Source organism: Sandaracinobacteroides hominis (genome assembly GCF_016464365.1).
Taxonomy (GTDB): Bacteria; Pseudomonadota; Alphaproteobacteria; order Sphingomonadales; family Sphingomonadaceae; genus Sandaracinobacteroides; species Sandaracinobacteroides hominis.
Genome location: NZ_JADCUC010000002.1, coordinates 49,680 through 75,840 on the forward strand (window position 1 = coordinate 49,680; position 26,161 = coordinate 75,840).

21 protein-coding genes are annotated in these 26,161 nt (G+C 66.1%); 10 read left to right on the forward strand and 11 right to left on the reverse strand.

Annotated features, from left to right (window positions below; all coding sequences use genetic code 11):
- The first annotated feature begins 54 nt into the window (after nucleotides 1-54).
- Nucleotides 55-1,125, forward strand: coding sequence for an NADH:flavin oxidoreductase (locus IM784_RS04945; protein ID WP_199554210.1), 1,071 nt, complete (start codon nucleotides 55-57; stop codon nucleotides 1,123-1,125).
- Here the strand turns inward: IM784_RS04945 and IM784_RS04950 are convergent.
- From IM784_RS04950 to IM784_RS04965, 4 genes are read right to left on the reverse strand one after another with little or no spacing between them, the layout of a single operon-like run.
- Nucleotides 1,122-2,291, reverse strand: coding sequence for a thiolase C-terminal domain-containing protein (locus tag IM784_RS04950; protein WP_199554211.1), 1,170 nt, complete (start codon nucleotides 2,289-2,291; stop codon nucleotides 1,122-1,124). The two genes, IM784_RS04945 and IM784_RS04950, sit on opposite strands and share 4 nt — an antisense overlap.
- Nucleotides 2,288-2,686, reverse strand: a complete 399-nt coding sequence (locus tag IM784_RS04955) for a Zn-ribbon domain-containing OB-fold protein (protein ID WP_199554212.1) — start codon at nucleotides 2,684-2,686, stop codon at nucleotides 2,288-2,290. The genes IM784_RS04950 and IM784_RS04955 overlap by 4 nt, the downstream gene beginning before the upstream one ends.
- Nucleotides 2,683-3,882, reverse strand: a complete 1,200-nt coding sequence (locus IM784_RS04960; RefSeq protein WP_199554213.1) for a cytochrome P450 — start codon at nucleotides 3,880-3,882, stop codon at nucleotides 2,683-2,685. Before IM784_RS04960 ends, IM784_RS04955 begins: the two co-directional genes overlap by 4 nt.
- Before the next feature lie 12 nt (nucleotides 3,883-3,894).
- On the reverse strand, nucleotides 3,895-5,394 hold the full coding sequence (locus IM784_RS04965; RefSeq protein WP_235976578.1) for a class I adenylate-forming enzyme family protein: 1,500 nt from the start codon (nucleotides 5,392-5,394) through the stop codon (nucleotides 3,895-3,897).
- 206 nt (nucleotides 5,395-5,600) lie between these two features.
- Between IM784_RS04965 and IM784_RS04970 the strand changes: the two genes are divergently transcribed.
- Both IM784_RS04970 and IM784_RS04975 read left to right on the forward strand, forming a co-directional pair.
- A complete protein-coding gene (locus IM784_RS04970; protein ID WP_199554214.1) occupies nucleotides 5,601-7,202 on the forward strand; it encodes a GMC family oxidoreductase in 1,602 nt (533 codons plus the stop codon).
- A 110-nt stretch (nucleotides 7,203-7,312) separates the two neighbouring features.
- Nucleotides 7,313-9,754 (forward strand): TonB-dependent receptor, encoded by a 2,442-nt coding sequence (locus tag IM784_RS04975; protein ID WP_235976579.1) that lies wholly within the window; start codon nucleotides 7,313-7,315, stop codon nucleotides 9,752-9,754.
- A gap of 38 nt (nucleotides 9,755-9,792) precedes the next feature.
- Here the strand turns inward: IM784_RS04975 and IM784_RS04980 are convergent, their stop codons facing one another.
- Nucleotides 9,793-10,482, reverse strand: a complete 690-nt coding sequence (locus IM784_RS04980) for a TetR/AcrR family transcriptional regulator (protein ID WP_199554215.1) — start codon at nucleotides 10,480-10,482, stop codon at nucleotides 9,793-9,795.
- 101 nt (nucleotides 10,483-10,583) lie between these two features.
- Between IM784_RS04980 and IM784_RS04985 the strand changes: the two genes are divergently transcribed.
- The 3 genes from IM784_RS04985 to IM784_RS04995 all read left to right on the forward strand — a co-directional run bounded on the left by IM784_RS04985 (nucleotide 10,584) and on the right by IM784_RS04995 (nucleotide 13,705).
- Nucleotides 10,584-11,468: an alpha/beta fold hydrolase gene (locus IM784_RS04985; RefSeq protein WP_199554216.1), complete on the forward strand. Its 885-nt coding sequence runs from the start codon at nucleotides 10,584-10,586 to the stop codon at nucleotides 11,466-11,468.
- 63 nt (nucleotides 11,469-11,531) lie between these two features.
- The gene (locus IM784_RS04990; RefSeq protein ID WP_199554217.1) at nucleotides 11,532-12,713 is read left to right on the forward strand and encodes an aromatic ring-hydroxylating oxygenase subunit alpha; all 1,182 of its coding nucleotides are present in this window, start codon (nucleotides 11,532-11,534) and stop codon (nucleotides 12,711-12,713) included.
- Complete coding sequence (locus tag IM784_RS04995; RefSeq protein WP_199554218.1) at nucleotides 12,710-13,705, forward strand: acyl-CoA dehydrogenase family protein; 996 nt, start codon at nucleotides 12,710-12,712, stop codon at nucleotides 13,703-13,705. The genes IM784_RS04990 and IM784_RS04995 overlap by 4 nt, the downstream gene beginning before the upstream one ends.
- 51 nt (nucleotides 13,706-13,756) lie before the next feature.
- Here IM784_RS04995 and IM784_RS05000 read toward each other — a convergent pair whose 3' ends face one another.
- The 4 genes from IM784_RS05000 to IM784_RS05015 all read right to left on the reverse strand — a co-directional run bounded on the left by IM784_RS05000 (nucleotide 13,757) and on the right by IM784_RS05015 (nucleotide 18,532).
- Nucleotides 13,757-14,965, reverse strand: coding sequence for an MFS transporter (locus tag IM784_RS05000; protein WP_235976580.1), 1,209 nt, complete (start codon nucleotides 14,963-14,965; stop codon nucleotides 13,757-13,759).
- Between the two features lie 46 nt (nucleotides 14,966-15,011).
- The gene (locus IM784_RS05005) at nucleotides 15,012-16,211 is read right to left on the reverse strand and encodes an acyl-CoA dehydrogenase family protein (protein ID WP_235976581.1); all 1,200 of its coding nucleotides are present in this window, start codon (nucleotides 16,209-16,211) and stop codon (nucleotides 15,012-15,014) included.
- On the reverse strand, nucleotides 16,208-17,635 hold the full coding sequence (locus tag IM784_RS05010) for an aldehyde dehydrogenase family protein (RefSeq protein ID WP_199554219.1): 1,428 nt from the start codon (nucleotides 17,633-17,635) through the stop codon (nucleotides 16,208-16,210). The genes IM784_RS05005 and IM784_RS05010 overlap by 4 nt, the downstream gene beginning before the upstream one ends.
- A gap of 153 nt (nucleotides 17,636-17,788) precedes the next feature.
- The gene (locus tag IM784_RS05015) at nucleotides 17,789-18,532 is read right to left on the reverse strand and encodes a GntR family transcriptional regulator (protein WP_199554220.1); all 744 of its coding nucleotides are present in this window, start codon (nucleotides 18,530-18,532) and stop codon (nucleotides 17,789-17,791) included.
- 186 nt (nucleotides 18,533-18,718) lie between these two features.
- On the opposite strand from IM784_RS05015, the gene IM784_RS05020 reads away from it, so the two are divergent.
- The 4 genes from IM784_RS05020 to IM784_RS05035 all read left to right on the forward strand — a co-directional run bounded on the left by IM784_RS05020 (nucleotide 18,719) and on the right by IM784_RS05035 (nucleotide 24,069).
- Nucleotides 18,719-19,375, forward strand: coding sequence for a TetR/AcrR family transcriptional regulator (locus IM784_RS05020; protein WP_199554221.1), 657 nt, complete (start codon nucleotides 18,719-18,721; stop codon nucleotides 19,373-19,375).
- A 200-nt stretch (nucleotides 19,376-19,575) separates the two neighbouring features.
- A complete protein-coding gene (locus IM784_RS05025; RefSeq protein ID WP_199554222.1) occupies nucleotides 19,576-22,149 on the forward strand; it encodes a TonB-dependent receptor in 2,574 nt (857 codons plus the stop codon).
- 79 nt (nucleotides 22,150-22,228) lie between these two features.
- Complete coding sequence (locus IM784_RS05030; protein ID WP_199554223.1) at nucleotides 22,229-23,251, forward strand: DUF1838 family protein; 1,023 nt, start codon at nucleotides 22,229-22,231, stop codon at nucleotides 23,249-23,251.
- On the forward strand, nucleotides 23,251-24,069 hold the full coding sequence (locus tag IM784_RS05035; RefSeq protein WP_199554224.1) for an alpha/beta fold hydrolase: 819 nt from the start codon (nucleotides 23,251-23,253) through the stop codon (nucleotides 24,067-24,069). Before IM784_RS05030 ends, IM784_RS05035 begins: the two co-directional genes overlap by 1 nt.
- Here the strand turns inward: IM784_RS05035 and IM784_RS17035 are convergent.
- The gene (locus IM784_RS17035; protein WP_328799451.1) at nucleotides 24,066-25,652 is read right to left on the reverse strand and encodes an AsmA family protein; all 1,587 of its coding nucleotides are present in this window, start codon (nucleotides 25,650-25,652) and stop codon (nucleotides 24,066-24,068) included. The two genes, IM784_RS05035 and IM784_RS17035, sit on opposite strands and share 4 nt — an antisense overlap.
- Nucleotides 25,653-25,676: 24 nt before the next feature.
- The gene (locus IM784_RS17040; protein ID WP_235976582.1) at nucleotides 25,677-26,141 is read right to left on the reverse strand and encodes an AsmA family protein; all 465 of its coding nucleotides are present in this window, start codon (nucleotides 26,139-26,141) and stop codon (nucleotides 25,677-25,679) included.
- Nucleotides 26,142-26,161 lie beyond the last annotated feature (20 nt).

A 26,161-nucleotide genomic window follows, 5' to 3' on the forward strand; every position in this document is an offset into this window, starting at 1 on the left:
TCGCGCAAGCTCCGCTTCCCGCCTATCCGGGCAGGGAATTCTTCGGAGACGCACATGGACAGGCTGTTCGAACCGATGACGCTGCTGCGCGGCCCGGCGTGGAAGAACCGCTTCATGCTGGCGCCGCTCACCAACCAGCAAAGCCATCCCGACGGGCGGCTCTCCGATGCGGAATATCGCTGGCTGACCATGCGCGCCACCGGCGGCTTCGGGCTGGTGATGACGGCAGCGTCGCATGTGCAGGCGGCGGGGCAGGGTTTCCCCGGCCAGATCGGCTGTTTTGGCGATGAACATCTGGAGGGGCTGACACGGCTTGCGGCCGGGATCCGGGCTGGTGGGGCGGTTTCGTCGGTGCAGCTGCACCATGCCGGGAATCGTGCGCCGAAGGAGCTGGTGGGAACGCCGGTGTGCCCGTCGGATGATGCGGAAACCGGGGCGCGGGCACTGACGCTGGCCGAGGTGGAGGCGGTGCGGGATGATTTCATCGCCGCTGCAAAACGCGCGGAAAAGGCCGGCTTCGACGGTGTCGAGGTGCATGGCGCGCATGGCTATATCCTCGCGCAGTTTCTTTCGCCCGAGGTCAATCGGCGCGATGACCGCTATGGCGGCAGTCTGGAGAACCGCGCCCGGCTGATCCTCGAAGTCCTCGCCGGAATCCGCGCCGCCTGCCGCCCGGATTTCCAGCTCGGCCTGCGCCTGTCGCCCGAGCGTTTCGGGCTGGTCCTGCCGGAAATCCGCGAGGTCGCCGCCGAGATCCTGCGCGCCGGGCAGATCGACTATCTGGACATGTCGCTGTGGGACATCGGCAAGGAGCCGATGGACGACGCGTTCAAGGGCCGCACATTGATGAGCCTGTTCACCGAGCTGCCGCGCGGGGACGTGAGGCTGGGCGCGGCGGGCAAGGTGATGGGCGCGGAATCGGCGAAGTCGTTGCTGGACGCCGGTTGCGATTTCGTCGTCGTCGGGCGCGGCGCCATCCTGCGCCACGATTTCCCCGAGCGTGTCCGCCACGACAACGCCTACAACTCGCCGACGCTGCCGGTGACTGCCCGGCACCTGATGGACGAGGGGCTGAGCAGCGGTTTCGTCGACTATATGAAGAACTGGAAGGGCTTCGTCGCTTAAGGCACGATGTTCCCGAAGATCGCCGAGCTGACCGTCGGCGAGCCCGGCCCACCCGCAAGCAGGCAGGTGCGGGCGCCGGCCACCGGATTGCTGCTTTCGCCGCGCAGCTGCCGAACTGCCTCCACCGCCAGCCCGATGCCGTGGATGAAGCCCTGCGCCAGATTTCCGCCCGCGGTGTTCACCGGCAGCTTGCCGCCGTCGGCGATCAGGTTATCGAAGCGGATCACCTCGGCGGCGCTTTCGTAGCTGCAGAAGCCGTGGTCGATCAGCGACATCACGCCCTGTGCATCGAAATTCTCATAGAGCTGCACGACGTCGATATCGGCAGGCGACAGGCCGGTCTGCGCATAGAGATTCCGCGCTACCGAACGGAAACCCGCGGTCGCGTAGAGATCCTCGCGGTCGTTATCGAGCAGGTCGCCCCAGCCAGCCTCCGTCCCCTGCGCGCAGCCGAGCAGATAGACGGGCGGCTTTGCAAGGCTGCGCGCATGTTCGGCGGAAACCAGCAGCAGCGCACCGGCGCCGTCATTCTCGCGGCTGCAATCGAACAGGCGGAACGGCTCGGCGATCAGCCGCGAGCTGCGCAGCGCCTCGATGTCGAACGTCTGGCCATAGGCCACCGCCTCCGGATTGCGGCTTCCGTGGTGATAGGAGGCGCGGACCAGATCCTCTACGATGTCGCGCGGCACGCCATGATGTTCGAACAGCCGGTTGGCGCGAATGGCGCAGACCTGCGCCGGGCTGACCACCCCGGCCGCCAGCATATGATCGTTGAGGTGATGCGCCATCACGGCCGCCGACAGCCGGCCGCTGGAGCCTTCGACCAGGGCGCGGAAGACGACGACAGCCTTTGCCTGCCCGGAAAGAATGGCCGACGCCGCTATGCCGAAGGCGCCTGCAATGCCGCCGCCGCCGCCGCCCCAGACGGCGGCCGACCAGTTGAGCTCGCGGATGCCCAGCTCCGGCATCAGCCGGACGGGTTCGTTCTTGTCGTCGCCATAGGAGACGAAGCCGTCGATATCGGCGGGGTCGAATCCGGCTTCTGCGCAGGCGGCAAGGATCGCGTCCACCAGCACGCTGCGCTCCGGGAGCGGAGAGGCGCCGCGCTTGTATTGGCGCAGGCCCACGCCGGCGATGGCGGTGCTGCCATAGAGCGGGTGCGTCACAGGCGGCTCCAGAGGATGGTGGGGATGGTTTCGTCGCCCACGCGGGTTGCGCCGATGGCCCCGGTCAGCGGCTCGCCGATCTTCGGGTCGATGCGGTCGGGGTCCGTCAGCCGCCCATAGAGGCGGATGCCGCACCCGTCGATTTCGGCGACGATGCTGGTGAAGGGCAGCTCCAGCCCCTCGGTCAGCCCGAAGCGGTGCCAGGTCCGGGTCCAGGCGAAGACGCTGGCGCGCATCGGCAGCTCTTCCCAGCGCATGTCGGTGGCACCGCACTGCCCGCAGCGATGCGCGGCAGGCCAGGTCCAGCGCCCGCAGCTGGCGCAGCGCGGCAGCAGCAGGCGCCCCTCGGCCAGCCCCTGCCAATAGGGTGCATCCTCGCCGCGATAGTGGCTCATTTGGCTGTCCAGCGGATCGGCAGGGTTTCCAGTGCCATCACCGTGCCGGTGCGGAAATGCCGCTCGGCGCCGGGCAACAGCTCGAAGCTGGAAATCCGGCTGAACCAGACTTCGGTGAGGATGCGGATTTCGGCGCGGCCCAGTACATGGCCGACGCACAGATGCGGCCCGGTGGAGAAGGTGATGTGCTGCGCCCGCTTGCGGTCGATATCCAGCAGGTTCGGCTGCTCGAAACGGCGATCGTCGCGGCTGCCCACCGGCAGCAGGTTCAGCACCATGTCGCCTTCGCGGAAGGGCACGCCCAGCAGATCCTTGTCCTTCACGACAAGGCGCGGCGTGTTCACCACCCCGAACGCCCGCACGGCTTCGTCGGCAAAGGCCTGCGCCAGCCCTTCCGGATCGGCCGCCAGCCGCGCCTGGAGCTCCGGCATCTGCGCCAGCTGCTGGAAGGCAAAGCCGGTGACGTTGGTGACGGTGTCCATCCCGCCCAGAAACAGCACGAAGCTCATGGCGAGGATCTCGTCGTCGTTCATCCGCCGCCCGTCGCCCATGTCGGCGTGCACGAAATGGCTCATCAGTTTGTCGTCGGGGTTGGCGCGCTTTTCGTCGACCAGCCCCTTCAGGATGCCGAGAATCTGTGCGGAGAGTGCCCCCAGCGCCTCGGCATCGTTCTGGTTGTCGAAGAAGCTTTCTGCGAGATGGCGGAATTCCGGCAGCCGGGCGAGGTCCATCCCCATCAGCTCCATGAATACGGAAACCGGGAAAAGCTTGGCCACTTCGGCCATGAAATCGCCCTCGCCGTTTGCCAGAATGCCGTCGACGATCGTTTCCGCCCAACGCTGGATATGCGGGTTCAACGCCTTCACTGCGACAGGCCCGAACATCGGCGCCATCGCCTTTCGATAGGGCAGGTTTTCCGGCGGATCGAGGCTCAAGGGAATGAAGAAGGGCGGGTTCGGCACGCGCGGGATCTGCATTTCCCGCACCGAAAAATGCTCGGGGTCGCTGACGACCTCGGCAATTGCATCCATCCGCTTCACCATCCAGTGGCCGCCGTTGGCCGGCGTCCAGAAGATGTCGGGCGCCTGCGCCAGCGCCGCGACATAGCTGGTGTGCACGTCGCTCTCGATGCGCGGATCGGCATAGATATCGAAATCGAAGACCAGATGGTCGGGCACATGCGCTGGCACGGTCATGGAAACGGCTTTCTATCGGACCTTGGGCAGGCGCTCGTGCGCGCCGGCATAGATTTCGCGGACGGCAGGCTTGGACAGCTTGCCGGTGGCGAGGCGCGGCAGCGGCTCGGCGGAAAAGGCGACGTAGCGCGGCACCTTGTAGTTGGAGAGGTTGAGGTCGCAGTGGCGAATCAGCTCGGCGACATCGACTTCGGCCGGCCCATGATAGACCAGCAGCGGCGTCTCCCCGAAGCGCGCGTCGGGCGCGGAAATCACCAGCGCCTCGACGATGCCGGGAAACTCGCTGACAACTCGCTCCACCTCGGCGGCAGAGATGTTGAGGCCGCCGGAAATGAGGATGTCCTTCATCCGGTCGACGAACGTCAGCAGGCCCTGCTCGTCCAGCATGCCGATGTCGCCGGAATGCAGCCAGCCATCGCGGATGACCTTCGCGGTTTCCTCGGGGTTGCGCCAATAGCCCAGCATCATCCCGGGCGATCGCATGACGATCTCGCCCGGCTCGTTGGCGTCGCAGTCCGTCCCGTCGGGGCGGACGACGCGGATATCGGAGAACACCGTGCCCCAGCCGCATTTTTCCGGGCTTTCCAGTGCCAGATGCTCTGGCATCATCGTCACATTGCCGCCGATTTCGGTCTGCCCATAGATCTGGCGGATGGTGATGCCCTTGGCCGCATAGGTTTCCAGCAGCTTCTTCGAAACGCGCGAGCCGCCGGCCGTCGCCAGCTTCAGCGACGACAGATCGGCGGCGGCAAATTCCGGCAGCGCGGCGATGAACTCGAAAAACGCCGGCACCGCGCCGAAGCAGCTGATGCGCTCCTTTTCGATCAGCCGCAGCGCCCGCAGCGGATCGAACTGCGGCTCCATGTAGAGCGTGCAGCCCTGCGTGGCGTAGTGCAGCAGCTGCACGAAGCCGGCCGAGGTGTTGAGCGGCGCCAGCGTGATGACGCGCGCGCCGGGCGAGGAGGAGATGCTCTCCACCGCCCAGATCGCCGCATAGGCCGTCATCGAGCGATTGCTGAAGACGACGCCCTTGGGCTTGGCGGTGGAGCCGGAGGTGGCGATGATGACGACCGGCGCGTCCGGTTCCGGATCGTGGGCGACCGTCGCCGGCGCCCCCGAACGCAGCGCCTCGATCTCGGCCATCGGGCGCGGGTTCAGCCCGGCGGCGGACACCTGCGGCGCCTGCTCCGGCGCGGCAAAGGCGAGCACCGGTTCGGTCGTCTCGCACAGCTCGGCGATCTCGCGCGCGGTGCAGCGGAAGTTGATCGGCGCGACAATCCCGCCGGCGCGGATGATGCCCAGGATCAGCGCCACATAGGCCAGGCTGTTGGTGGAGCAGATGGCCACCCGGTCGCCGGGCTGCACGCCGCTTTCCACCAGCATCGCCGCGATCCTGTCTGACCAGCCTTTCCAGCCGGCATAGGTCAGCGCATCGCCGCCAAGGATGACGGCGGGCTGTTCCCCCCGCATGCGTGCCCACCACGCGATTGCGCCCGGCAAAGTCTGGGCCATTGGTTCCTCTCCCTTTCGCGGAGACATTGCCCGCGAACCGCCTTCTTGCCCATGATGCTATCGGCGGCATTATCTAATGACAATAGATTATTTTCACGGACTCGCCCAACCCCCCTTGTCGGGGCCTTCGCGATGCGCTTATCTACTAATCATAGATTAAGCGGCCGCAAGAGCCGAAGCTGCCATATGCGGGGAGAAGGAAGCGCGTGAAGGGCTTCGACTATGTGATCGCGGGCGCCGGTGCAGCGGGCTGCGTGCTGGCCTATCGGCTGTCGGCGAACCCGGCCATCCGCGTCTGCCTGATCGAGGCCGGCCCGCGCGACACCCATCCCTTCATCGCCATGCCCAAGGGTCTCGCCAAGGTGATGGCCGATCCGAAGCATCTGTGGGCGCATATGAGCAAGCCCGAAGCCAGCACGGCGGGCCAGTCCGAAGCCTGGGTGCGCGGCCGCGTGCTCGGCGGCTCCAGTTCGGTCAACGGCATGATGTATGTGCGCGGCCAGCCGGCCGATTTCGATGCCATCGCCGAGCTGACCAGCGACGACTGGAACTGGGTGCATATCGGCGCCGCCTATGCCGAGCTGGAGAGCCATGAACTGGGTGCAGCGCCCACGCGTGGCGCCACCGGCCCGCTGAAGGTGACAATGCCGACGCTGAAGGACGACCTGTCCGATGCGCAGCTGAAGGCCGGGCAGGCGATGGGCTGGCCGCTGAAGCAGGATGTGAACGCGCCCGACGACAGCGACGGCATCGGCTACACCCCGCGCACCATCGCCGGCGGCAAGCGGCAGAGCGCGGCAGTCGCCTTCCTCCGCCCGGCAGAGGGCAGGGCGAACCTGACCGTGCTGACCGATTGCACCGTCGATCGCGTCACCTTCGAAGGCAAGCGCGCGACCGGCGTGGAAGTGCTCCGCAACGGCGCGCGCGAACAGATCGACGCGCAAGAGGTCATCGTCTGCGGCGGCGCCATGGCCAGCCCCGGCATCCTCGAACGCTCCGGCATCGGCGACCCAGCCCGCCTCGCCGCGCTCGACATTCCGCTGGTCCACGCCAGCCCCGAGGTCGGCGAGGGGCTGATCGAGCATCGCGGGCTGATCCTGCAGTGGAAACTGAAACGCGACCTCTCGCAGAACAAGATGTTCAGCGGTTGGCGGCTGCTGGTGTCGGCGGCGCGCTATTATATCAGCCGTTCCGGCCCGATGGCAGCGGCGGCCTATGAAATCGGCGGCTGGTTCCGCACCCGCCCCGGCCTCAACCGCCCGGATGCGCAGGTGCTGGTGGCGCCCTTCTCGTTCGACTTCGCGAAGAACCGGCAGGATGTGGAGCGTTTCCCCGGCATGCATGTCGTCGTCTATGCGCTGCGCCCAAGCTCGCGCGGCAGCATCCATATCGAAAGCCGCGACCCCGATGTAGCCGCCAGCTTCAGCCCCAACTACCGCTCCAATCCGGCCGACAACGCCGCAATGATCGGCGCCGTGCGCGAGGTCCGCCGCTACGTCCGCCAGCCGCCGCTGGCCGATCTGGTGGGCGAGGAAACCATGCCCGGCGAGGCCGTCGAGACCGACGCCCAGATCCTGGACGCCTATGATCGGCTCGGCACCTGCGGCTACCACGCGGTCGGCTCGTGCCGGATGGGGAAGGACATGGAATCGGTGGTCGATCCCCGTCTGAAAGTCCGGGGAGTTGAAGGGCTTCGGGTGATGGACACCTCGATCATGCCGGCGATTCCGGCCGGCAATACACAAGGCCCGACGATGGCGATGGCCTGGCGCGCGGCCGACCTGATCCTCTCGGACAGGATAGGCTGAGCGGTTTATCTATTGACATTAGATTAAGCGCTGCGACAATATCGGCACGGTTCAGAGACATCCGGGCGCACGGCAAAAATGCCGGCGACCCTCCTGGGAGGGATAGCGACATGAAGACGACGAAGCAGCTTGCGGCGATGCTGATGTGCAGCGCGATCGCCATGCCCGGCGTGGCCTTTGCGCAGGCGGAAACGGCCACGGCCGCACCGGCGGCCGAACCGAGCTTTGCCGGCTCCGAAGACATCATCGTCACTGCCCGCCGCCGCGACGAGCGCCTTGTCGACGCGCCGGTCGCCATCACCGCAGTCGGCGGCGACACGCTCGCCCGCTATCAGGCGACCCGCGTCACCGATATCGCGACGATGGTGCCCTCGCTGATCGCCGGGAAAGCCGCATCGGGTTCATCCGCGAGCATCTTCCTGCGCGGCGTCGGCTCCACAGCGCTTTCCGCCGGCTTCGACCAGTCGGTCTCGTTCGTGATCGACGGCCTGCCGATGAGCCGCGGCCGCGAGATCGCCCTGCCGCAGTTCGATATCCAGCATGTCGAAGTGCTCAAGGGCCCGCAGGCGCTGTTCTTCGGCAAGAACACGACCGGCGGCCTGATCAGCGTCACCAGCAACAACCCGACCGACCATTTCGAGGCGGGGATCAAGGCCGGCTACGGCTTCAAGGCCGAGGAGAAATATGTCGAGGCCTATCTCTCCGGCCCGATCACCGACACGCTGAGCGCCCGTCTGGCCGGCCGCTTCTCGGACAGCGAGGGCGCCTTCACCAACACGGCGGCGGAAACCTATACCAACTATATCCCCGGCCAGTATCGCACCCGCAATTCCGACAAGCGCGGCTTCCAGAAGAGCTATGGCGTGCGCGGCACGATCGACTGGAACCCTGCCGACAGCATCAACCTGCAGCTGAAGGCAGGGATGACCAGCGTCGAGGACGGTGGCCCGACCGATCTGGTGGAGCGCCTCTGCGGCGGCGGCCGCACGACGCCGCTGGGCGCCATTGCCGGTCCCGGCCTCGTCTTCCCGCCCAGCCCGAATGCGGACTGCTTCGTGAACGGCAGGTCGGACAGCTCGGCACTGCCGATCCAGGTAGCCGAAACCAACTTCCGCCATGCCCGCGACGGCCACATGTATGGCGATTTCAAGTCGCAGTATGCGATCCTGAACGCCGGCATCCAGAGCGACATGTTCGATGTCTCGTCGATCACCGGCTATTACCATTTCCGCCAATACGACCTGAACAATGTCTCGGGCGAAGCCTATCCGGCCAGCTTTTCGCAGAAGGCGGATTTCACCCAATTCTCCGAGGAACTGCGCTTCCAGTCGAAGTTCAGCGGACCGTTCAACATGCTGCTCGGCGCCTTCTATGCGCACGGCAAGTTCGTCTTCAACACCGATGCCTATATCGTGCCGCTGCCGCTGGATCCGATCAACAACACCTATGTCACCTTCAAGCGCGACAACGGCTTCCAGACCGACTCCATGTCCTTCTTCCTGGAGGGCACCTACGACATCACGGAACAGCTCGAGCTGTCCGCCGGCGCCCGCTATAGTATGGAATCGCGCAACAGCTACCAGCGCTCGCTGCCGGGCCATATCGCCTTTTCCGGCGCCTTTCCGGGCGGGCTGGAGCTGACCGACCGCTACAACGACGACAATCTGTCGCCGCAGGTGACGCTGCGCTGGAAGCCGCAGCCGGACACCACCGTCTATGCCTCCTACAAGCAGGGCTTCAAGGCCGGCGGCTTCAATATCTCGCAGGTGCTGAACCCGGCCTCTACCGTCGAAAGCGGGCGATATGGCTCGGAAACGGCGGAGGGCGGCGAAATCGGCCTGCGCACGCTGCAGTTCGATCGCGCGCTCAGCTTCAGCCTGACGGCCTATTACTATCTCTATTCCGACCTGCAGGTGCAGTTCTTCGATCCAACCACCGTCTCGCTGACGGCGGGCAACGCCGGCGAGCTGCGCACCATGGGCGTCGAGGCCGACATCAACTGGCGCGTGCCGGGCGTGGACGGGCTGTCCTTGCGCGGCGCGGCCGCCTTCAACGATGCCGAATACCGGAACTTCATCGGCCAATGCTATCCCGGCCAGACCATCGCCCAGGGTTGCGACCAGCTGCCGGCGAACGGCACCTTCAACGGCCAGGACTATGCCGGCCGCACGCCGCCGAAGGCGCCGAAGTTCGCAGGCCGTGTGGGCGCCGATTTCCTGCTGCCGCTCAGCGACAACGGCATGGGCCTGCGCTTTTCCGGCGACGTCGGCTACACCTCCAGCTATGCCTTCACCGACGCGCTGCGCCCGGATGCGTGGCAAAAGGGCTATGCCAAGGTGGACGCCGCCATCAGCCTCGATGGGCCCGACGACCGCTGGCAGGTGTCGCTGATCGGCCGCAACCTCACCAACAAGCTGGTGGTGACTTCGGCCAACGACATCCCCTTCATGGGCGGCACCGGCACCGGCACCACATCCGGCATCGTCGCCGACATGTCGTCGTTCGTGGACAACCCGCGCGAGATCTTCCTGGAGTTCGCGCTGAAGTTCTGAAGAGCCTCCCTGGCGGCTGCGTCCCCCGACGCGGCCGCCTACAGGGCGGCGTAGCGCGCCCGAAGCCCCGCCAGCAGCACCTTCAGCGCTTCCACATAGATGATCTCGTCATCGACCGGGGCTGCCGTCAGCGCGCGGGACAGATTGGGGAAATGCCCTTCGTCCACTTCGGGCATGGCCGGCGTGTGGTGCGATTCCGCCGCCGCCGCAAACAGCGACGAACCATAGGTGAACTTCTCGATCGCCTCCAGCAGGACGGCGTGCGTTTCCGGCGGATAGGGGCAGTCCTTCAACGTCCGCTCGTAGGCGGGCAGCATCAGTTTCCGCGGGAAGAAGCGCAGCGTCAGCGTCGCCGCATTCGGGTGGCGCAGCGCCACCCGGCGGGTGGCCAGGCTCAGCTCGATGGTCCGCGTCTCCCAGTCGGCAGACCAGACATCCCGCTCGGCGTTGATCTCCTCCAGCAGCGTCCGCACCACCTGGGCCAGCAGCTCGTCCTTGTCGCGGAAATGGTGATAGAGCGACGGCGCGCTGACCCCCAGTTCGCGCGCCACCGCCTGCAGGCTCAACGCATCCAGCCCGGCCTTGTCGATCAGCGCCAGCGCCGCCTCTGCAGCCGCCTGGCGCGTAATCAGTGGCGAAGCCGGCCGCCCGGCGCGTGGAATGCGCGCCTTCTTCGCCTCTTTACTGGCATGTTTCATGGTGTCGCCGGCCGTTGCACTTGTGCTCATGTGGCCACGCTAGACCCGCACCAGCACAAGTTCCAGTGCTTCGGGTGTCGCCTTGCAGAAAATCTATAGGTATTAGTTATAGTGCGAAACGAGAAATCCCCATGACACCAGCAAGGACGGCGGCCACGCGCATCCGCCAACGCCGCTTCCGCTCGGCAGACGGCGTCGAGCTGGTGGCCGACGAGGCGGGGCCGGAAGACGCCCCCACGGTCGTGCTGCTGCATGGCGGCGGCCAGACCCGCCACAGCTGGGCCGGCACCCTCGATACGCTCGCCGCCAGGGGATATCGGGTGATAAACTATGATGCCCGCGGCCACGGCGACAGCGACTGGTCTTCCGACGGCAGCTACCAGCTGGACGACCGCGTCGACGATCTCCGCGCAGTTCTTGCCGACAGCCGGGCAGGCTTTGCGCTCGTCGGTGCCTCGATGGGCGGCGCCACCTCGCTACACGCAGCCGCCAGCGGCCTGAAACCCGCCGCACTGGTGATGGTCGATATCGTCCCCGAGCCGGAGCCGCAGGGCATCGCCCGCATCGTCAATTTCATGAAGGCCCACACCGGCGGCTTCGCCAATCTGGACGAAGCGGTGGACGCCGTCGCCGCCTATAATCCGGAACGGCCGCGCCCGTCCGACCCCAGCGGGCTGATGAAGAATCTGCGCCTGCGCGATGACGGCCGCCTCTATTGGCACTGGGATCCGCGCACGGTCGCCGGCCGCGACGAAATGGGCCGCGAGGACGGCTTCCACACCGTGCTCCAGCAATCGGCGGCGAAGGTCGCCACCATGGACGATGTGCCGCTGCTGCTGGTGCGCGGGCTGAAAAGCGATGTCGTCAGCGACTCCGGCATCGCCGCCTTCAAGGCCCAGGCCCCCCGCCTCGAAGTCGTCGACGTCGGCGGCGCCGGGCACATGGTGGCCGGTGACCGCAACGATGCGTTCGCCAGCGGGGTCATCGAATTCCTCGATCGTCATCTGCCGATTTAATCTATTGACATTAGATTAAATCGGAGCCACATAGGGCGCACATGCTGGGGAGGCCTGTGCGATATGAACAACGTAGCGGAAATGGTACGGCCGGTTGAGCGCAAGGTCACGCGCCTGTCGGACTTGACGGAAAGCCAGCAGGCAGCGATCCGCATGATCCCGGCCGAGAAGGACGCGGTGAACGTGCCGCTGTCGGCCACCCGCCCCAACGCCATCTTCACCGGGCAGGCGCGCTACGACGCCGAGCAGGCCGGCATCTTCCGGAAGTACCCGGTGCCGGTCGCCCTCTCTGCCCTCCTCCCCGAACCCGGCTCGGTCGTCGCCGTCGAAGCCTATGGCAAGCCGCTGCTCGTCTCCCGCACGCGAGAAGACGAGATCCGCGTCTTCATCAACGCCTGCCAGCACAAGGGGTCGAAGTTGGTCGAGGACTGCGCGGTGCACCGGCAGGGCCGCATCGTCTGCCCCTATCACGCCTGGACCTATGGAATCGACGGCAAGCTGATCGGTGTCGCCCGGCCCGACATGTTCGAGGGCGTGGACAAGCAGGCGCGCGGGCTCAAGGAACTGCCGTCGCGCGTCTGGGGCGGGGTGATCTACGCCCAGCTCGATGGCCGCGAGCCTGACTGGTCGCTGCTGTCGCAGCAGATTGCCGACGATTTCGAAGCGCTTGGGATCCCCGGCGCCCATGTCTATGGCCGCCGCACCTTCGACCTGAAGGCCAACTGGAAGGTCGTTCTCGAACCCTTCCTGGAGGGCTATCATGTCCAGCGGCTGCATGCGGCGTCCATCGGCGCGCTGTTCCCCGACGCGCCGAACGTCGTCGACATGTTCGGCCCCAACATCCGCCAGGTGTCGGGCCGCATCGGCTATTATCCGGCGATGCTCGACGAAAACCCCGACGCCAACATCCACAAGCTGGTGACGCACGCCTATACCGCCTTCCCCAACCTCGTCCTCGTCTCCAGCCAATATTACACCAGCATGATGATCCTGATGCCGACGGCGCCGGATCGCACGACTGTGCATTACGCCATGTTGACGCCCGGCCCCGCGCAGACCGAAAAGGCAGAGGAAGTGTTCCAGCGGTCCTACGACCTGATCCTGAGCGTGTTCGGCGGCGAGGATTTCCGCGCCGCCGAAATCACCCAGGCGGGGCTGTCGTGCGGAGTGCCGGAAGAAACCATCTATTGCGGGCTGGAGGCGAATATCATCCACTATTACGAGGCGCTGGAAGCCCTGCTTTGAGCGAATTGGGGGACATGCTGCGCCGTCGGCTGGCGGGCGTCCAGCCCGACGCGGCATGGGCCGCGCTGGTCGAGGCGGGCGTGCCCGGTATCTGTGTGCCTGAAGCCCTCGGCGGCCTTGGCCTCACCGTCGGCGACGCCGCCCCGGTGCTGGATGCGCTCGGCGAACTCGGCCTTTCCACGCCCTTCCTCGAAACCTCGATCCTCGCCCCGCTGCTTACCGACGCCGGGGATCTGCTGCGCGACATTGCCAGCGGCTCCTTCGTGGCCATCGCCGGGCTCGAGCGCAGCCTGCGCGGCGGCGTCACCGCCACGCCCACGGCAAACGGCTGGCGTCTCGACGGCGAAGCGAAGCTGGTGCTCGATGGCGGTTCCGCCGCCCACGTTCTTGTGGTCGCCCGCACCGAAGCGGGAACACCCGCGCTGCTGCGGGTGCGCAACGGCCAGCCCGGCCTTACCGCGCGTACCTATCCAACGATAGACGACCGCGAGGCAGCCGACCTGCTGTTCGTGGGGGTGGAGGCCAGTCTGCTCACAGCCGATGCCACAGATTCGCTGGAGCTGGCCGAAGACACGGCCATCGCCGGCATCGCCGTCGAAGCCGCCGCCCTGATGCGCCGTCTCGTCGAGCGCACACGCGAACATCTGGGCGAGCGCCAGCAGTTCGGCCAGCCCATCGGCAAGTTCCAGGTGCTGCAGCACCGGCTCGTCGACATGCAAATCGAATGCCGCCGCGCCGCCGCCATTGCCGCGCGAGCGGTGGAGGCGTTGCCGGGCCACTGGCGCGAACGCGGCCGCCTCGCCAGCGCCGCCAAGGTCACCATATCCGAAACCGCCCGCTTCGTCGGCCAGAACGCCGTCCAGCTGCACGGCGCCATGGGCATGACGCGGGAGCTGGACGTGGGACGCTATTTCCGCCGCCTGACGGTGATCGAAGGCCAGCTGGGCACGGCGGCGCAGCACCGGGCGCGGTTTGCGCGGCTGGCGGCTTAGAGCCTGTTTGACAAGGAGCAGGACCGACCCGGACCCTTGTCAAACAGGCTCTCAGGCGGCCGCCAAAGCTCGCTTGCGGTCTGAGGCCAGCGCCAGCGACCACATCAACAGGCCGCCCAGCGCCAGACCAGCGCCGACGAAGCCGCTGGATTCGAAGCCGTAACCAGCTGCCACGGCCATGCCCGCCAGCCACGGTCCCAGCGCGTTGGCGAAGTTGAAGGCGCTGTGGTGGAGGGAGGCTGCCAGTGTCTGGGCCTCGCCGGCCACGTCCATCAGCCTGGCCTGCAGTGGCACGCCGAAGGAGCCGGTGATGCCGATCAGGAAGATGACCGGGCCCATCGTCCAGACGCTGTGGGCCGCAAACGGGAAGAGGAACAGCATCACCGCGGCCAGCAGCAGCATGATGCCTACCGTGGGCATCAGCGCCTTGTCGGCGGCCCAGCCGGAAATGAGGGTGCCGATGGTCATGCCCAGCCCGAAGACGGCGAGCATGATCGGGATCGAGGAGGCCGGTGCCAGCGTCACTTCCAGCAGGGTGGAGGCGAGGTAGGTATAGACCGCGAACAGCCCGCCGAAGCCGATGGCGCCGATGGAAAGTGTGAGCCAGACCTGCTTGTTGCCCAGCGCGCTGAGTTCGGTGAGCGGGCTCTTGCCCTGGCCTGCCGGCTGGCTGGGGGCGAACAGGGCAATCAGTGCCGCCGTTGCCAGCGCACAGGCGGCGACGATGGCGAAGCCCCAGCGCCAGCCGAACTGCTGGCCGATGGCGTTGGCAAACGGCACGCCGATGATGGTGGCCAGCGTCAGCCCCAGCATCACCCGCGCCATCGCCTGCGCCCGCTTTTCCGGCGGCACCAGGCTGGCGGCCATCAGCGCGGCGACGCCGAAATAGGCGCCGTGCGGAACGCCAGAGAGGAAGCGGAAGGCGAGCATCGAGCCATAGCCGGTGGCGACTGCCGACAGCGCATTGCCGGCGGCGAACAGCAGCATCAGCAGCACCAGCAGGCGGCGGCGGTCCATCCGGGCGCCCAGCACGGCCAGCAGCGGCGCCCCCAGCACCACGCCCAGCGCATAGACGCTGATCACATGGCTGGCGCTGGCTTCTGAAACGCCTAGATCGGGCGCGAAGAAGGGCAGCAGGCTCATGGTGGCAAACTCGGTGGTGCCGATGGCAAAACCGCCGAGGCCCAGCGCCAGCAGAACCGGCCAGGCGCGGGAGGGGGACGGAGGATGTGCAGCGTTCATCGGCGCAACATGGGTCATGCTGCAGCGCAGCACAACCCGGCCGCTGCGGTCAGCAGCCATGCACCTACAGTTTCAGGTCGGCCTTGGCGATGATGCCCTTCTGGATCTCGTTGGTGCCGGCATAGATGCTGCCGGCCCGTTCGTTCAGGTAGCGCAAGGGGGCGATTGCCTGCCAGGGCTCGCCGCTGGCATGGCTGTTGATCTGGCCCGGATAGTCGAGCACCGGCCCGCCCGGCGCGGCGACGCCCGGTTGCCAGGCCCGGCCCAGCGGTCCTGCGGCTTCCAGCGCCAGTTCGGTCAGACGCTGCTGCAGTTCGGTGCCCAGGATCTTCATCATCGAGGCATCGGTGCCGACATCGCGCCCCTGCGACACGGCGGAAAGTATCTCCCCCTCGAGCGCGTCCAGCACTTCCAGCCGGATCTCGAAGTCGGTCAGCTTCTCCGCAAGCTCCGGGAGCGCCGGCGCATCGCGCTTCAGCGCTTCGAGGCGCACCTGCAGCTCCGGTGCATAGGCGCTGCCGCCGCGTTCGAACTGCAGGAGATATTTGGCGACGGTCCAGCCGTCGTCGATCTCGCCCAGCACATTGGCGACCGGCACGCGGACATCGTCGAAGAAGACCTGGTTCTGGATCCACTCGCCCGAGTTCATGACGATCGGGCGCACCTCGATGCCCGGTGTCGTCATGTCGATCAGCAGGAAGGTGATTCCCTGCTGCGGCTTCGGCCCGCGGGTGGTGCGGACGAGGCAGAACATCCAGTTGGCGACATTGGCGTGGGTGGTCCAGATCTTGGTGCCGTTGCAGATGAAGTCGTCGCCCTGCCTCTCGGCCCGCATCTGCAAGGCGGCGAGATCGGAACCGGCCTGCGGTTCGGAATAGCCCTGGCACCAGAAATGCGCGCCGTTCAGCATTCTGGGCAGGAAGAATTCCTTCTGCTCGGGCGTGCCGAAATGCAGGATCGCCGGGCCGGCCATGGCGATGCCCATCGGCGACAGCGGTGGCGCGCCGGCCAGAACCCGTTCCCGCGCAAAGATATGCCGCTGCACCACGCTCCAGCCGGCGCCGCCATGCTCTGTCGGCCAGGCCGGCGCCGCCCAGCCTTTGGCGTGCAGGATCGCCTGCCATTTCATCGAGGCGTCGTGATCGGCATAGACGCTGGTCATGCGCTCGCCGGCGCGGCGGATGTCGTCCGTGAGGTTGGCGGCAAGGAAGTCGCGGACTTCGTCGCGGAAGGCCTCGTCTGCGGGGGAGAGCTTCAGGCTCAAGCGGCATTCACCTTCGGAATGAAGATCGATTTCGGCCGGGTGAATTCGAGCAGCCCGGCCAGCCCATTCTCCTGCCCGAAGCCGGATTGCTTGGCACCTGCCAAAGGCGTGAAGGGGGTCGATTGCAGGTTCTGGTTGATCCACACCGTGCCGGTATCCAGCCGGTGGGCGATTTCCGTGGCCTTGGCGACATCGGCAGACCAGACGGCGCCAGCGAGCCCATAGTCGCTGTCGTTGGCACGAGCGATCACGTCGTCGAGGTCGTTCCATTTCAGCAGCGGCAGCACCGGGCCGAAGGCTTCCTCCTGCACCACGCGGCTGGCCTCGGGCGGGTTGTCGACCAGTGTCAGGGGCACGAAATAGCCGGCCTCGGGCACGGCACTGCCCTCCAGCAGGGTGAGGCCGGTGGCGCGGGCATCCTCTAGCAGGTTCAGCACGCGGCGGTATTGCGGCTCGTTCTGCACCGGGCCGTAGCGGTTGCCCTGCTGGGCGCCGTCGCCCACCGGAGTCGCCTTGGCGAGTTCGTGCAGGCGATCGCGCAAGCGGTCATAGATGTCGGCGTGGATGTACATGCGCTTGGTGGCGACGCAGACCTGGGCGGTGTTGTGGAAGGCGCCTTCGAACAGTTGCGCCGCCACGGCATCGACATCGACATCGGGAAGGATGATGGCGGCATCGTTGCCGCCCAGTTCCAGCGTGATGCGCTTCAGGTCTTTCGCGGCGGATTCCATCACCCGGCGTCCGGTCGCAGTGGAGCCGGTGAAGCTGATCTTGGCGAAACCCTTGTGTGCCGTCATCCGCGGGCCGAGGTCGTCGCCGCCGGAAATGACGTTGAAAACCCCTGCCGGGAAGCAGTCGCGGAAGAGCTCGCCGATGCGGAGCGTGGTGAGCGGGGTGAAGGGGGAGGGTTTCAGCACCAGCGTGTTGCCGGCGAGGAGGGCGGGGCCGATTTTCCACACGGCCAGCAGCACCGGGAAGTTCCAGGGCACGATGCCGCAGACGACGCCCAGCGGCACATGATGCACTTCCACGCGGCGGGTATCGCTGTCTTCGGTGACCTCCACAGGGATGTCGAGCAGGGTGGTCGCCTGCATCCACATCGAGGCGCCGAGAATTTCCGCCTTGGCGCCGGCGAGCGGACGGCCCTGCTCGGCGACGAAGAGCGAGGCGAGTTCGTCGGCGTGGGCCTTCAGGATCGCTGCGGCCTTGTTGAGCGCGGCCTTGCGCTCGGCGATGGAGGTCAGCTTCCAGCTTTCGAAGGCGCGCTTTGCGGCTGCGACTGCATGATCGAGATCCTTGGCCGTTGCAGCCGGGGCCTGTGCGAATACCTCGCCGGTGGCCGGGTTGCGGACGTCGATATGCGCCGGCGTGGAAACGCCCTTGCCGTCGATTGTCATCTGATAGCTTGCAGCCGCTGTCGCCATGCCTGGTCTCCCTTGCGCGGCAGTTCGAGGCCGCTAAACTAATAACAATAGATTAAGCGGATGGACGGCGTCTGAACAGGGCGCAATTTGGGGAGGATGCCATGGGAGATCTGCCGATCAGCGGGGGCATCTGTCCGGACAATCTCGCCGCTGTCAGCCCTTCAGCCTGCGCATCGTCACGGCGTGTTTGTAGCGGTCTGCCGGGTGTGAATTGATGGTGAGCTGGGCGATCTTGCCGCTGGACAGCCGATAGCTGTGGCGCACTTCCAGCGCCGGGCTGCCCGGCTCTACCATCAGTTGCCGGGCGAGATTTCCGGCTGCCAGCCTGGCGCTGATTTCCTGGGTTACCTCGGCCATGGTCACCCCGAACAGATCCTCGATCAGCGGGAAGATCGGCGCCTTGTGCGTGGTGAGAAGGCGGCTGACACCGGCGAAATCCTTGTTGATGTAATGTTGGGCGTGGCCGAGCGGGATGTCGGAACCGGTGTTGAAGCCCAGCGCCTCCACGAACAGCCACTCCTCGCCGGCTTTCAGCCCGGTGCGCTGCGCCGTCGCCTTGTCCAGGGTCAGCATGCCGATATGCCCGATGGTGAGGGAGGAGCCGCTGCCGGCGTGCAGCAGATCCTCGATCGACATGGCGCCGAAGCTGCGCATCCCCATCGTCGGCGGCGGGATGACGGTGGTGCCGGCGCCGCGCCGCGACGAGATCAGCCCGTCGTCGCGCAGGCGGCCCAGCGCGCTGCGCACTGTATAGCGGCTGACATTGAAACGGCGGCACAGATCCTCTTCGGTGGGGAGCTGCGTGCCGACCGGGAAGACGCCGCTGATGATTTCCGTCTTCAGCGAACGGGCGATGCGGAGATAGAGTGGATCGCCGGATCCGTTTTCGGGAGACATCAGCCAATCTACCTTTTGTGCGGACTGAATTTGCCAGCGCCGCCGCGGCGGCGGGCAGTCCTTTCCCTTGTTGTGGCGCATCGCCGGGGCCGAAGGCAACCGCTTTGACCGGACAAGTGGGCGGCCGCCGGCGCGAGGTGGCGTGAACCCGTTGACCATCTGCCGTGTCGGGCCGATGAAGGCGACATGGCAACACAGGTTTCAGCGTCGGGAAATTCAGCTTCCGGATCGCTGCGGGAGCGACGGCTGACCCGCAGGGGAGCCGACACGCGCGAGCGCATTCTGGAGGCCACCGTTACCTGCATCGTGCGCCGCGGTTTCGCGGCGATGACGGTGGAGAATGTGATGGCCGAATCCGGGATCAGCCGGGGTTCGGTGCTGCACCAGTTTCCCAACCGCATCGCGCTGGCCGAGGCGACCTTCCGGCGGACGCTGGAAACGGTGATCCGCGATGGCCGTCGGCTGGCGCTGGCGATCGACGACCCGTTCGAACGGCTGGCCGGATATAGCCAGATCGTATGGGACAGCCATTCGACGCCCGACGGCCTTGCCCTTTCGGAAATCCTGCAGGCGGCGCGTTGGGATCGCGAACTGGCGGCCGCCATCGAGCCTGTCACCCGTTTAGCGGAACAGGAAGTGGCGGTGGAACTGACCGAGCTGGCCGTACGGGCGGGCATTTCGGAGCCGGAAGCGATGATCGCCCGCGGCTGGTTGCTGGTTGCAAGTGCGCGCGGCCTGATCCTGGAGGGCGGCCTGCATGCCGACCGCCCTGTCATCCTGGCGGCGGTGGCGGAAATGCAGCGCAGCCATCGGCGCTTCTGCGAGCGGATGCGGCGCATCTAGAGCGCGGCGATACCAGGAATGGATTTGAATTAGCGCTAAATCGCCGCGTGGTGGATAGCCATCACGTAGGCATGGGAAGCGGCATGTAACGCTATAGTTTCTGCGTCGGCGGGTCTGGCCTGCCAAGGGTAGGAAATTTTAGCGTGGAACGGTCGGCCCACAGAATGGCTGCCCCGCGCCCCATCCAAGGGGTAATAGAGATGACCAAGGCGAACAGGTTTCTTCAGCGTCGCGCACTGGGCTCGGTTTCGGGTGCGGCGATCCTCTGCACGCTGATGGGCGGCCTTGCGGCGCCTGCTCTTGCCGCCGACGAGGTTGGCGCCAGCGAGGATATCGTGGTTACCGCGCGGAAGCGCGCGGAAGACATTCAGCGCGTTCCGATCGCCGTGACGGCGCTGACTGCCGCCGACCTCACGGCGCGCAACATCAGCAACTTCAACGATCTGTCGAACACCACGCCCGGCATTTCGATCACGTCCATCGCCGGCGGCACCGCGCAGAACATCTATATCCGCGGCCTTGCCCCTGCGAACACCGCCAACGACTTGAACGTCGAGGCAAACGTGGGTGTGTTCATCGACGGCATCTATCAGACCAGCCGCAACACGCTGGACATGATCTCGGTGCTGGATATCGAGCAGATCGAAATTGCCAAGGGCCCGCAGAGCGCCCTGTTCGGCCGCTCCACTTTTGCCGGCGCGGTCAGCATCAACACGGCGCAGCCGACAGACACGCTGAAGTTCTCCGGCCAGGCGACGGTCGGCAACGACAAGGATTTCCGCCTGCGCGCAGCGGTTTCGGCGCCGATCACCGATACGCTGTCGGTGCGCGTGGCTGGCGGCTGGCTCACCTATGACGGTTTCGGAAAGAATGCCGCCAACCCCGACGACAATCTGAACGGGACGGAAAAATGGGCGATCACGGGTGCCGTTCTGTGGCAACCCACCGACGAACTGACGGTGAAGCTCGCCGGCTTCATCACCCATTCCGAATCCGACATGTCGGCTGTCAGCCTGACGCCGCTGTCCGAGTACAACTGCGGCACCACCAACGTGGCAACCGGCCTGCCCACGCTCTATTGCGGCACGCTTCCGGCCAACCGCACCAGCGACATCACGCCGAACATGCCGAAGACGGTGGCCGAGAACAAGCAGGCCTCGCTGGACATCAGCTGGAGCCGCGACGGCATCGCCTTCACCAGCGTCACCGGCTTCACCGCCTCGGAGAACTCGACCTTCAACGACTATGACGGCACCTCGCAGGGGACGCTGTTCGGCATCTGCTCGCTGGGTGTCGCCTGCCTTCCGGCCGGGCCATACAACCGCCTGCAGAAGGCGAACCTGCAATCGATCAGCCTGGAGATGGTGCGCACCTTCAGCCAGGAATTCCGGATCCAGTCGGATGGCTCGTCGCCCTTCTCGTGGATCACCGGCGCCAGCTATTTCAACTCGCGCATTCCCCTGGCCGCCGGCGGCATCGCGGTCGACAACAGCGGCCTTGGCGTCAATGACCGGCTGGTGCAGGTGACGCAGGTTGCCACCCCGGCCCCCACGGGCTTTGGCGCCTATGAGTTCACCGGCAACCCGTTCCTTGCCAGCGATTACCTGAACAATGGCCTGTCGGGCAGCTATTCGGCGTCGTTCACGCGGAACTTCTCGATCTTCGGCGCCGTCGGCTATGATTTCGGCACGATCCGGGTGAACGCCGAAGGCCGCTATAACAGCGACCAGAAGCAGGCGCAGGTGTTCTCGGTTTCCAACCCGCTGTCGCAGCCGGGCGTGAACAAGCACATCGTTGCGGGCGAAGTGCCTGCTGCCGGCGTGTTCCCCGTGGTTGGCCCGAAGTTCCGCGACACCTTCACCCACTTCGCGCCGCGCTTCACGGTGGACTGGCAGGCGATGGATGATCTCTTCGTCTATGCCTCGGCCGCGAAGGGCTATCGTTCGGGCGGATTCAACACCGCCAACCCGGTCAGCCCCACGGGCATCCTCGCCGACGAAGTCGCCTATCAGGAAGAATCCAACTGGACCTACGAGCTGGGCTTCAAGAGCAACTTCTGGGAAAACCGGGTGATGCTGAACGCCTCGGTGTTCCATGTGGACTGGTCGAACGCGCAGGTTTCCGGCTTCACGCAGAACCCGACGGCAGTGAACCCGGTGCGGATCGTCCGCAACGCCGGCGACATCAAGGCCAATGGCTTTGAAGTTCAGGCCGAAGTCCAGCCGGTGGAGATGTTCAGCTTTGGCGGCAGCCTCGTCTATTCCGATCCGAAGTTCCAGAAAGGCGCTTATGAAGGCTCGCAGATCACGCAGTGCGTGATCGGCACCGGAGCAACCGCCACGGCCGCCCCCGGCTGCCCGCCGATCCTCCTGATCAAGAATGCCAATGGTGCGACCGTTGCGGTGCCTTCGCTGGAAGGGCTGCGGCCGCAGCGCTCGGTGAAGCTGCAGTGGAACCTGCATGCCACCGTGGATGTGCCGATCACCGACGAGTGGAAGGCCAGCGGCAGGGTTGACGTGACCCACACCGGCGAAAGCTATTCGAACCTCATCAACACCTCGGCGATGGGCGAGCGGACGTTGACCAACCTGCGTGTCGGCTTCTCCAACGACCGCTTCGATATCTCGGCCTGGGTGAACAACCTGTTCGACGTCACCTATGTGGCGAACTCGATCAACCAGCCGCGTGCCGGCGTGCCCTTCGCCTTCTCCATCGGCGAGAATTATCTGGGCGAAACCCGCCGCTTCGGTCTGACCGCCAGCTTCAAATACTGAGGCCGGCGCCATGTGAAACATCGGGGCGCGCAGCGGACTGGCCGTTGCGCGCCCCATTTGCGTTTGAGGGAATGCAGATATGCTGTTCGATACATTCGAGAACATGGCGTCGCGTCGCGGGCTGCTGACAGGGATGGCCGGGATGGGGGCGATGATGGCGGCAGGGCCGGTCCTTGCCGCGCCGGCGAAAGGCAATATCCGTCCGCTGGACCTGAAGGATCCGCGGGACAATCTTTATGGCTTTGCAAAGCTGTGGGGGACGATCGGCCCGAAGGCGGTGAAATCCGGATATTATGGCGTGCAATATGCCATCGTCGGCAACCAGCGCGCCAAGCCGCTGTTCGGCTATGCGGGCTTTGGCAACAACCGCAACATCCTCCTTCCCGACGGGACGGTGAAGGTGCTGGGGAAAGAGTGCGGCTATTTCACCGACCTCGCCTCGGGCGAGATCATCGACCATTGGGACAATCCGTGGACGGGCGAGCGCGTCGAGGTGTTCCCGTTCCTGAACGACCGCTGGCGCGGGCATCTGGGGCTGGAGCGCAAGGTGTTCAAGATCGGCGACAGCGAGACGACCAACAACGACATGGGCAAGCCCGCTGCCAAGGGTGAGCCGTTCCTGCTGCCGTGGAACCGCATCGGCGACCAGTATCTGCTCGGCTGGGACTATGCGCATGAATATACCAATCCCGTCACGCCCGAGGGCTGGCCCAAGGCCTCCACGGGCAAGCGCGTCAATCCTTCCGAACATTTCGTGATCTTTACGCCGACTGCCGAGATCGACGATCGTTCCACCCATACGGCGCGTTTCCACGCCGGCTTCATGCGGCAGGCGCCGTGGTGGCCGTGGATGAAGATGGGGCAGAGCGGCGTGCCGGGCGTGCTGATGGGACGGATGCACAGCTACAAGATCACCGGCACCGAGGAGGATATCCCGAAGGCAATCCTGAAACGGGTGGAGCGCGACCGCCCGGACCTGCTGGAAGAGCCGACCGAGGGGCCGGACGAGGGTGTGCGCGGCACGCTGGAAGCCTATGCAGAGGAGGTGCCGCCGGAAACGCCCGGCTATCCGCGGCCCGGCCGGAACGGAGAGAAGCCCTGATGGCGAAGCGGCAGTTCGTCGACCTGGAGCATGGACAGCTGCATCTGCGCACGGCGGGGGAAGGCCGCCCTCTGCTGCTGATCCACGGATCTCCGGGAAGCGCGCTGCAGCTGGTGCCGATGATTGCCCGGTTTGCAGCGACGCATCGGGTGATTGCACCCGATACGCCGGGCAATGGCGACAGTCCGGCGCTGCCCATGGCGGAGCCGACGATCGGCGATTTCGCCCGCGTGCAGCTGCAGCTGCTGGATGCGCTGGGGATCGACAAGGTGGATGTCTATGGCACCCACACGGGGGCGGCGACTGCCGTGGAGCTGGCGCTGCTGGCGCCGGAGCGGGTGGGCAGGTTGGTGCTGGACGGGGTCGGCCTGTTCACGCCGGAAGTCCGCGACGAGATGCTGGCACGCTATGCACATCCGTTCACGCCGGATCTGGAGGGCGCCTATCTCGCCCGCGCCTTCACCTTCTGCCGGGACATGTTCCTGTTCTTCCCCTGGTATGACCGGACGCCGCGCGGGCGGCGGCCGGGCGGGATGCCGCCGACCGCGGTGGTGCATGGGCTGCTGATGGAAGTGCTGAAGGCGGCGGAAACCTATCCCATCCCCTATCGGGCAGCGATGACCTGGCCGGGGCGCGAGCGACTGCCGTTGCTGCGGCACCCGGCGCTGGTGATGTCGGCGGCGGACGATCCGTTGCTGGAAGACAGCCGGGAGGCGCTCGGGCTGGTGGCAGGCGGCGAATGGCTGGAGCTGCCGGGATTTGGGGACGCCGACTTTGCTGCGGCCCGCTTCGAGGGGATGCAGCGCTTCCTCGGCTAGAAGATCCCGAGGATCTTCTTGCGCGCCTTCTCCGGCGGCTTGCCTCCGCCCACATCGTCGCGCGGCTTGCTGCCGGCGGTGCGCTGGGCGACGGCGGATTTCGCGCCGAGCACCGGGCCGCAATCCGCCGCCTTGGCGTCGCCGATATCGACGAAGGCGAGGAGCGCGGCCGGCGGCGCAACCACGGCGCCCAGGCCGACTGCCGCGCCGCCGCGGCCCAGCAGTTCGGGGGTGATGACCTGCAGCGAGGGTTCCGCAAACTTGCCGCCAAGCCTGACCGGAGACTGGCCGGACAGCAGGCTGAACTTCTTGGCGTCGGCGCGCACTGTCAGATTCAGGCTTTCGTCGACGAAGCTGAAGCCGCCACGCCCGAGGACGACGTTCTTCGCCGTGTCGATCAGGATCGGATCGGCGCCAGCCACGCCCTCGCGCACGGTGAAGGCGACCAGCCCGCAGTTGATCTGCACCGGCTCCTTCAGCTTCCTCTCGAACATCTTCTGGATGAAGGTTCCGAAATCCAGCTCCGCGAGCTGCACGTTGCGGGTCCAGAAGGTCCCCCTGGGGATGACCGCGGCGATGCGGCCATCCGACGTCGCCAGCGACTGATGCAGGGTGTCGCCGTCGCCCGTCAGCTGCGCGCGGGCCCAGAGCGAGCCGGAGGTGCCCGACTCCTCGACGCCGTAGCCGGTGAGGAGGCGCGCCAGCGGGGTTTGCGCCAGGCGGATGTCATAGACGGTGCGCGCCGGCTTCCGCCGCCAGTCGATGCGGATATCGGACGTCACCTTGCCACGCGCCATGGTGAAGCTGACCGGGGCCAGCGCCAGCAGACCGTCGCTGAGCTTTACGGTGGCGTCGACATCGGTGACCGGCATCTTCTCGGCGCGCAAACGGGCGATGCGATAGCGGACATCGGCGTCGAACGCCCTCAGCCCCTCGGCGCGCAGGCTGGCATCGGGCAGCAGGCGATCCGGCGGCGCCCCGGTTTCGGCGGCGGCTGTCTCGAAACCCTTGGCTGCGACAATATTCGGATCATAGCCCATGAAGGGGGCGACATCGACGATATCCAGCGTCTGGGTGACGAGATCGGCGGTGACACGGCGGCGCGGCCCGCCGGTATCCAGCGTGAAGCTGCCGGTGATGTCGCTGGCGCCGAACTGGCCCTCCATGTCGTGGAAGCGGTAACGGCTGCCCTGCTTCAGCATTTCCGCCTGCAGCTGGTAGCGGCGGGTATCGGGGATGATGATGCCGAGCACCGCAAACAGGTCGGCCGCATTGCGCCCCCTCGCGGCCACGTTCAGCGGCGCGCCCTCGATCTGCGCCAGGCTGGGGAGCGTGCCGGTGATGTCGACCTTGTCGGTTGCTGTCGCGGCGTGCAGTTCCAGCCGATTCTGGCCCATTGTCAGCGTTTCGTTCGGGCTGAGCAGCGCGCCGCTGAGGGTGAAGGGGGTGGCGCGGAACTTGCCGCCGCCGGCGAAGCGGACGGCGTCGGCTATGCGGTTGTCGGCCGCAGCGATCTCGTTGAAGCGGATGTCGGCCAGAAGCTGCAGTTGCGGGTCGCGGTAGCGCAGGCTTGTTTCGCGCACGGATGCGCTACGGATATGCGGCAGCTAGAGCGGCTTCCCCGCGCCCTTGAAGGTCCAGCTGTTGAAGCGGTGAGTGGCATCCCATTCGAGGTCGATGTCGGCGCCCCGGAGCTCCAGCCAGTGCAGGCGGGCGGAGCCGAACAGCAGAGACAGCGGGGCGATGCGGGTTTCGATGCGCTCGGCGGCCAGGAGGTGATCCTTGCTGGCCCAGTCCGGGTTGGACACGCTGAGGCGTTCGGCGAGGAACTTGATGTCGAACGGCGCGAAATAGAGCTGGAAATCGCCGCCGACCTGCACCTCGCGTTCGGCCATGGAGGAGGCGATCTGTTCGAACGGCGGCTTCAGGAAGCGACCCTTGGTGAGGAACAGCGCCAGCCATACGGTAAAGACTGCAATAAAGAGGCCGATCAGCAGGTTGCGCAAGATGCGAAGCGCGCGATTGGGAGCGGCGATCAGCTCTTCCCGCTGGAAGGGGAATTCCGCGTTCATGCCGGCATAACCTTGCAGCG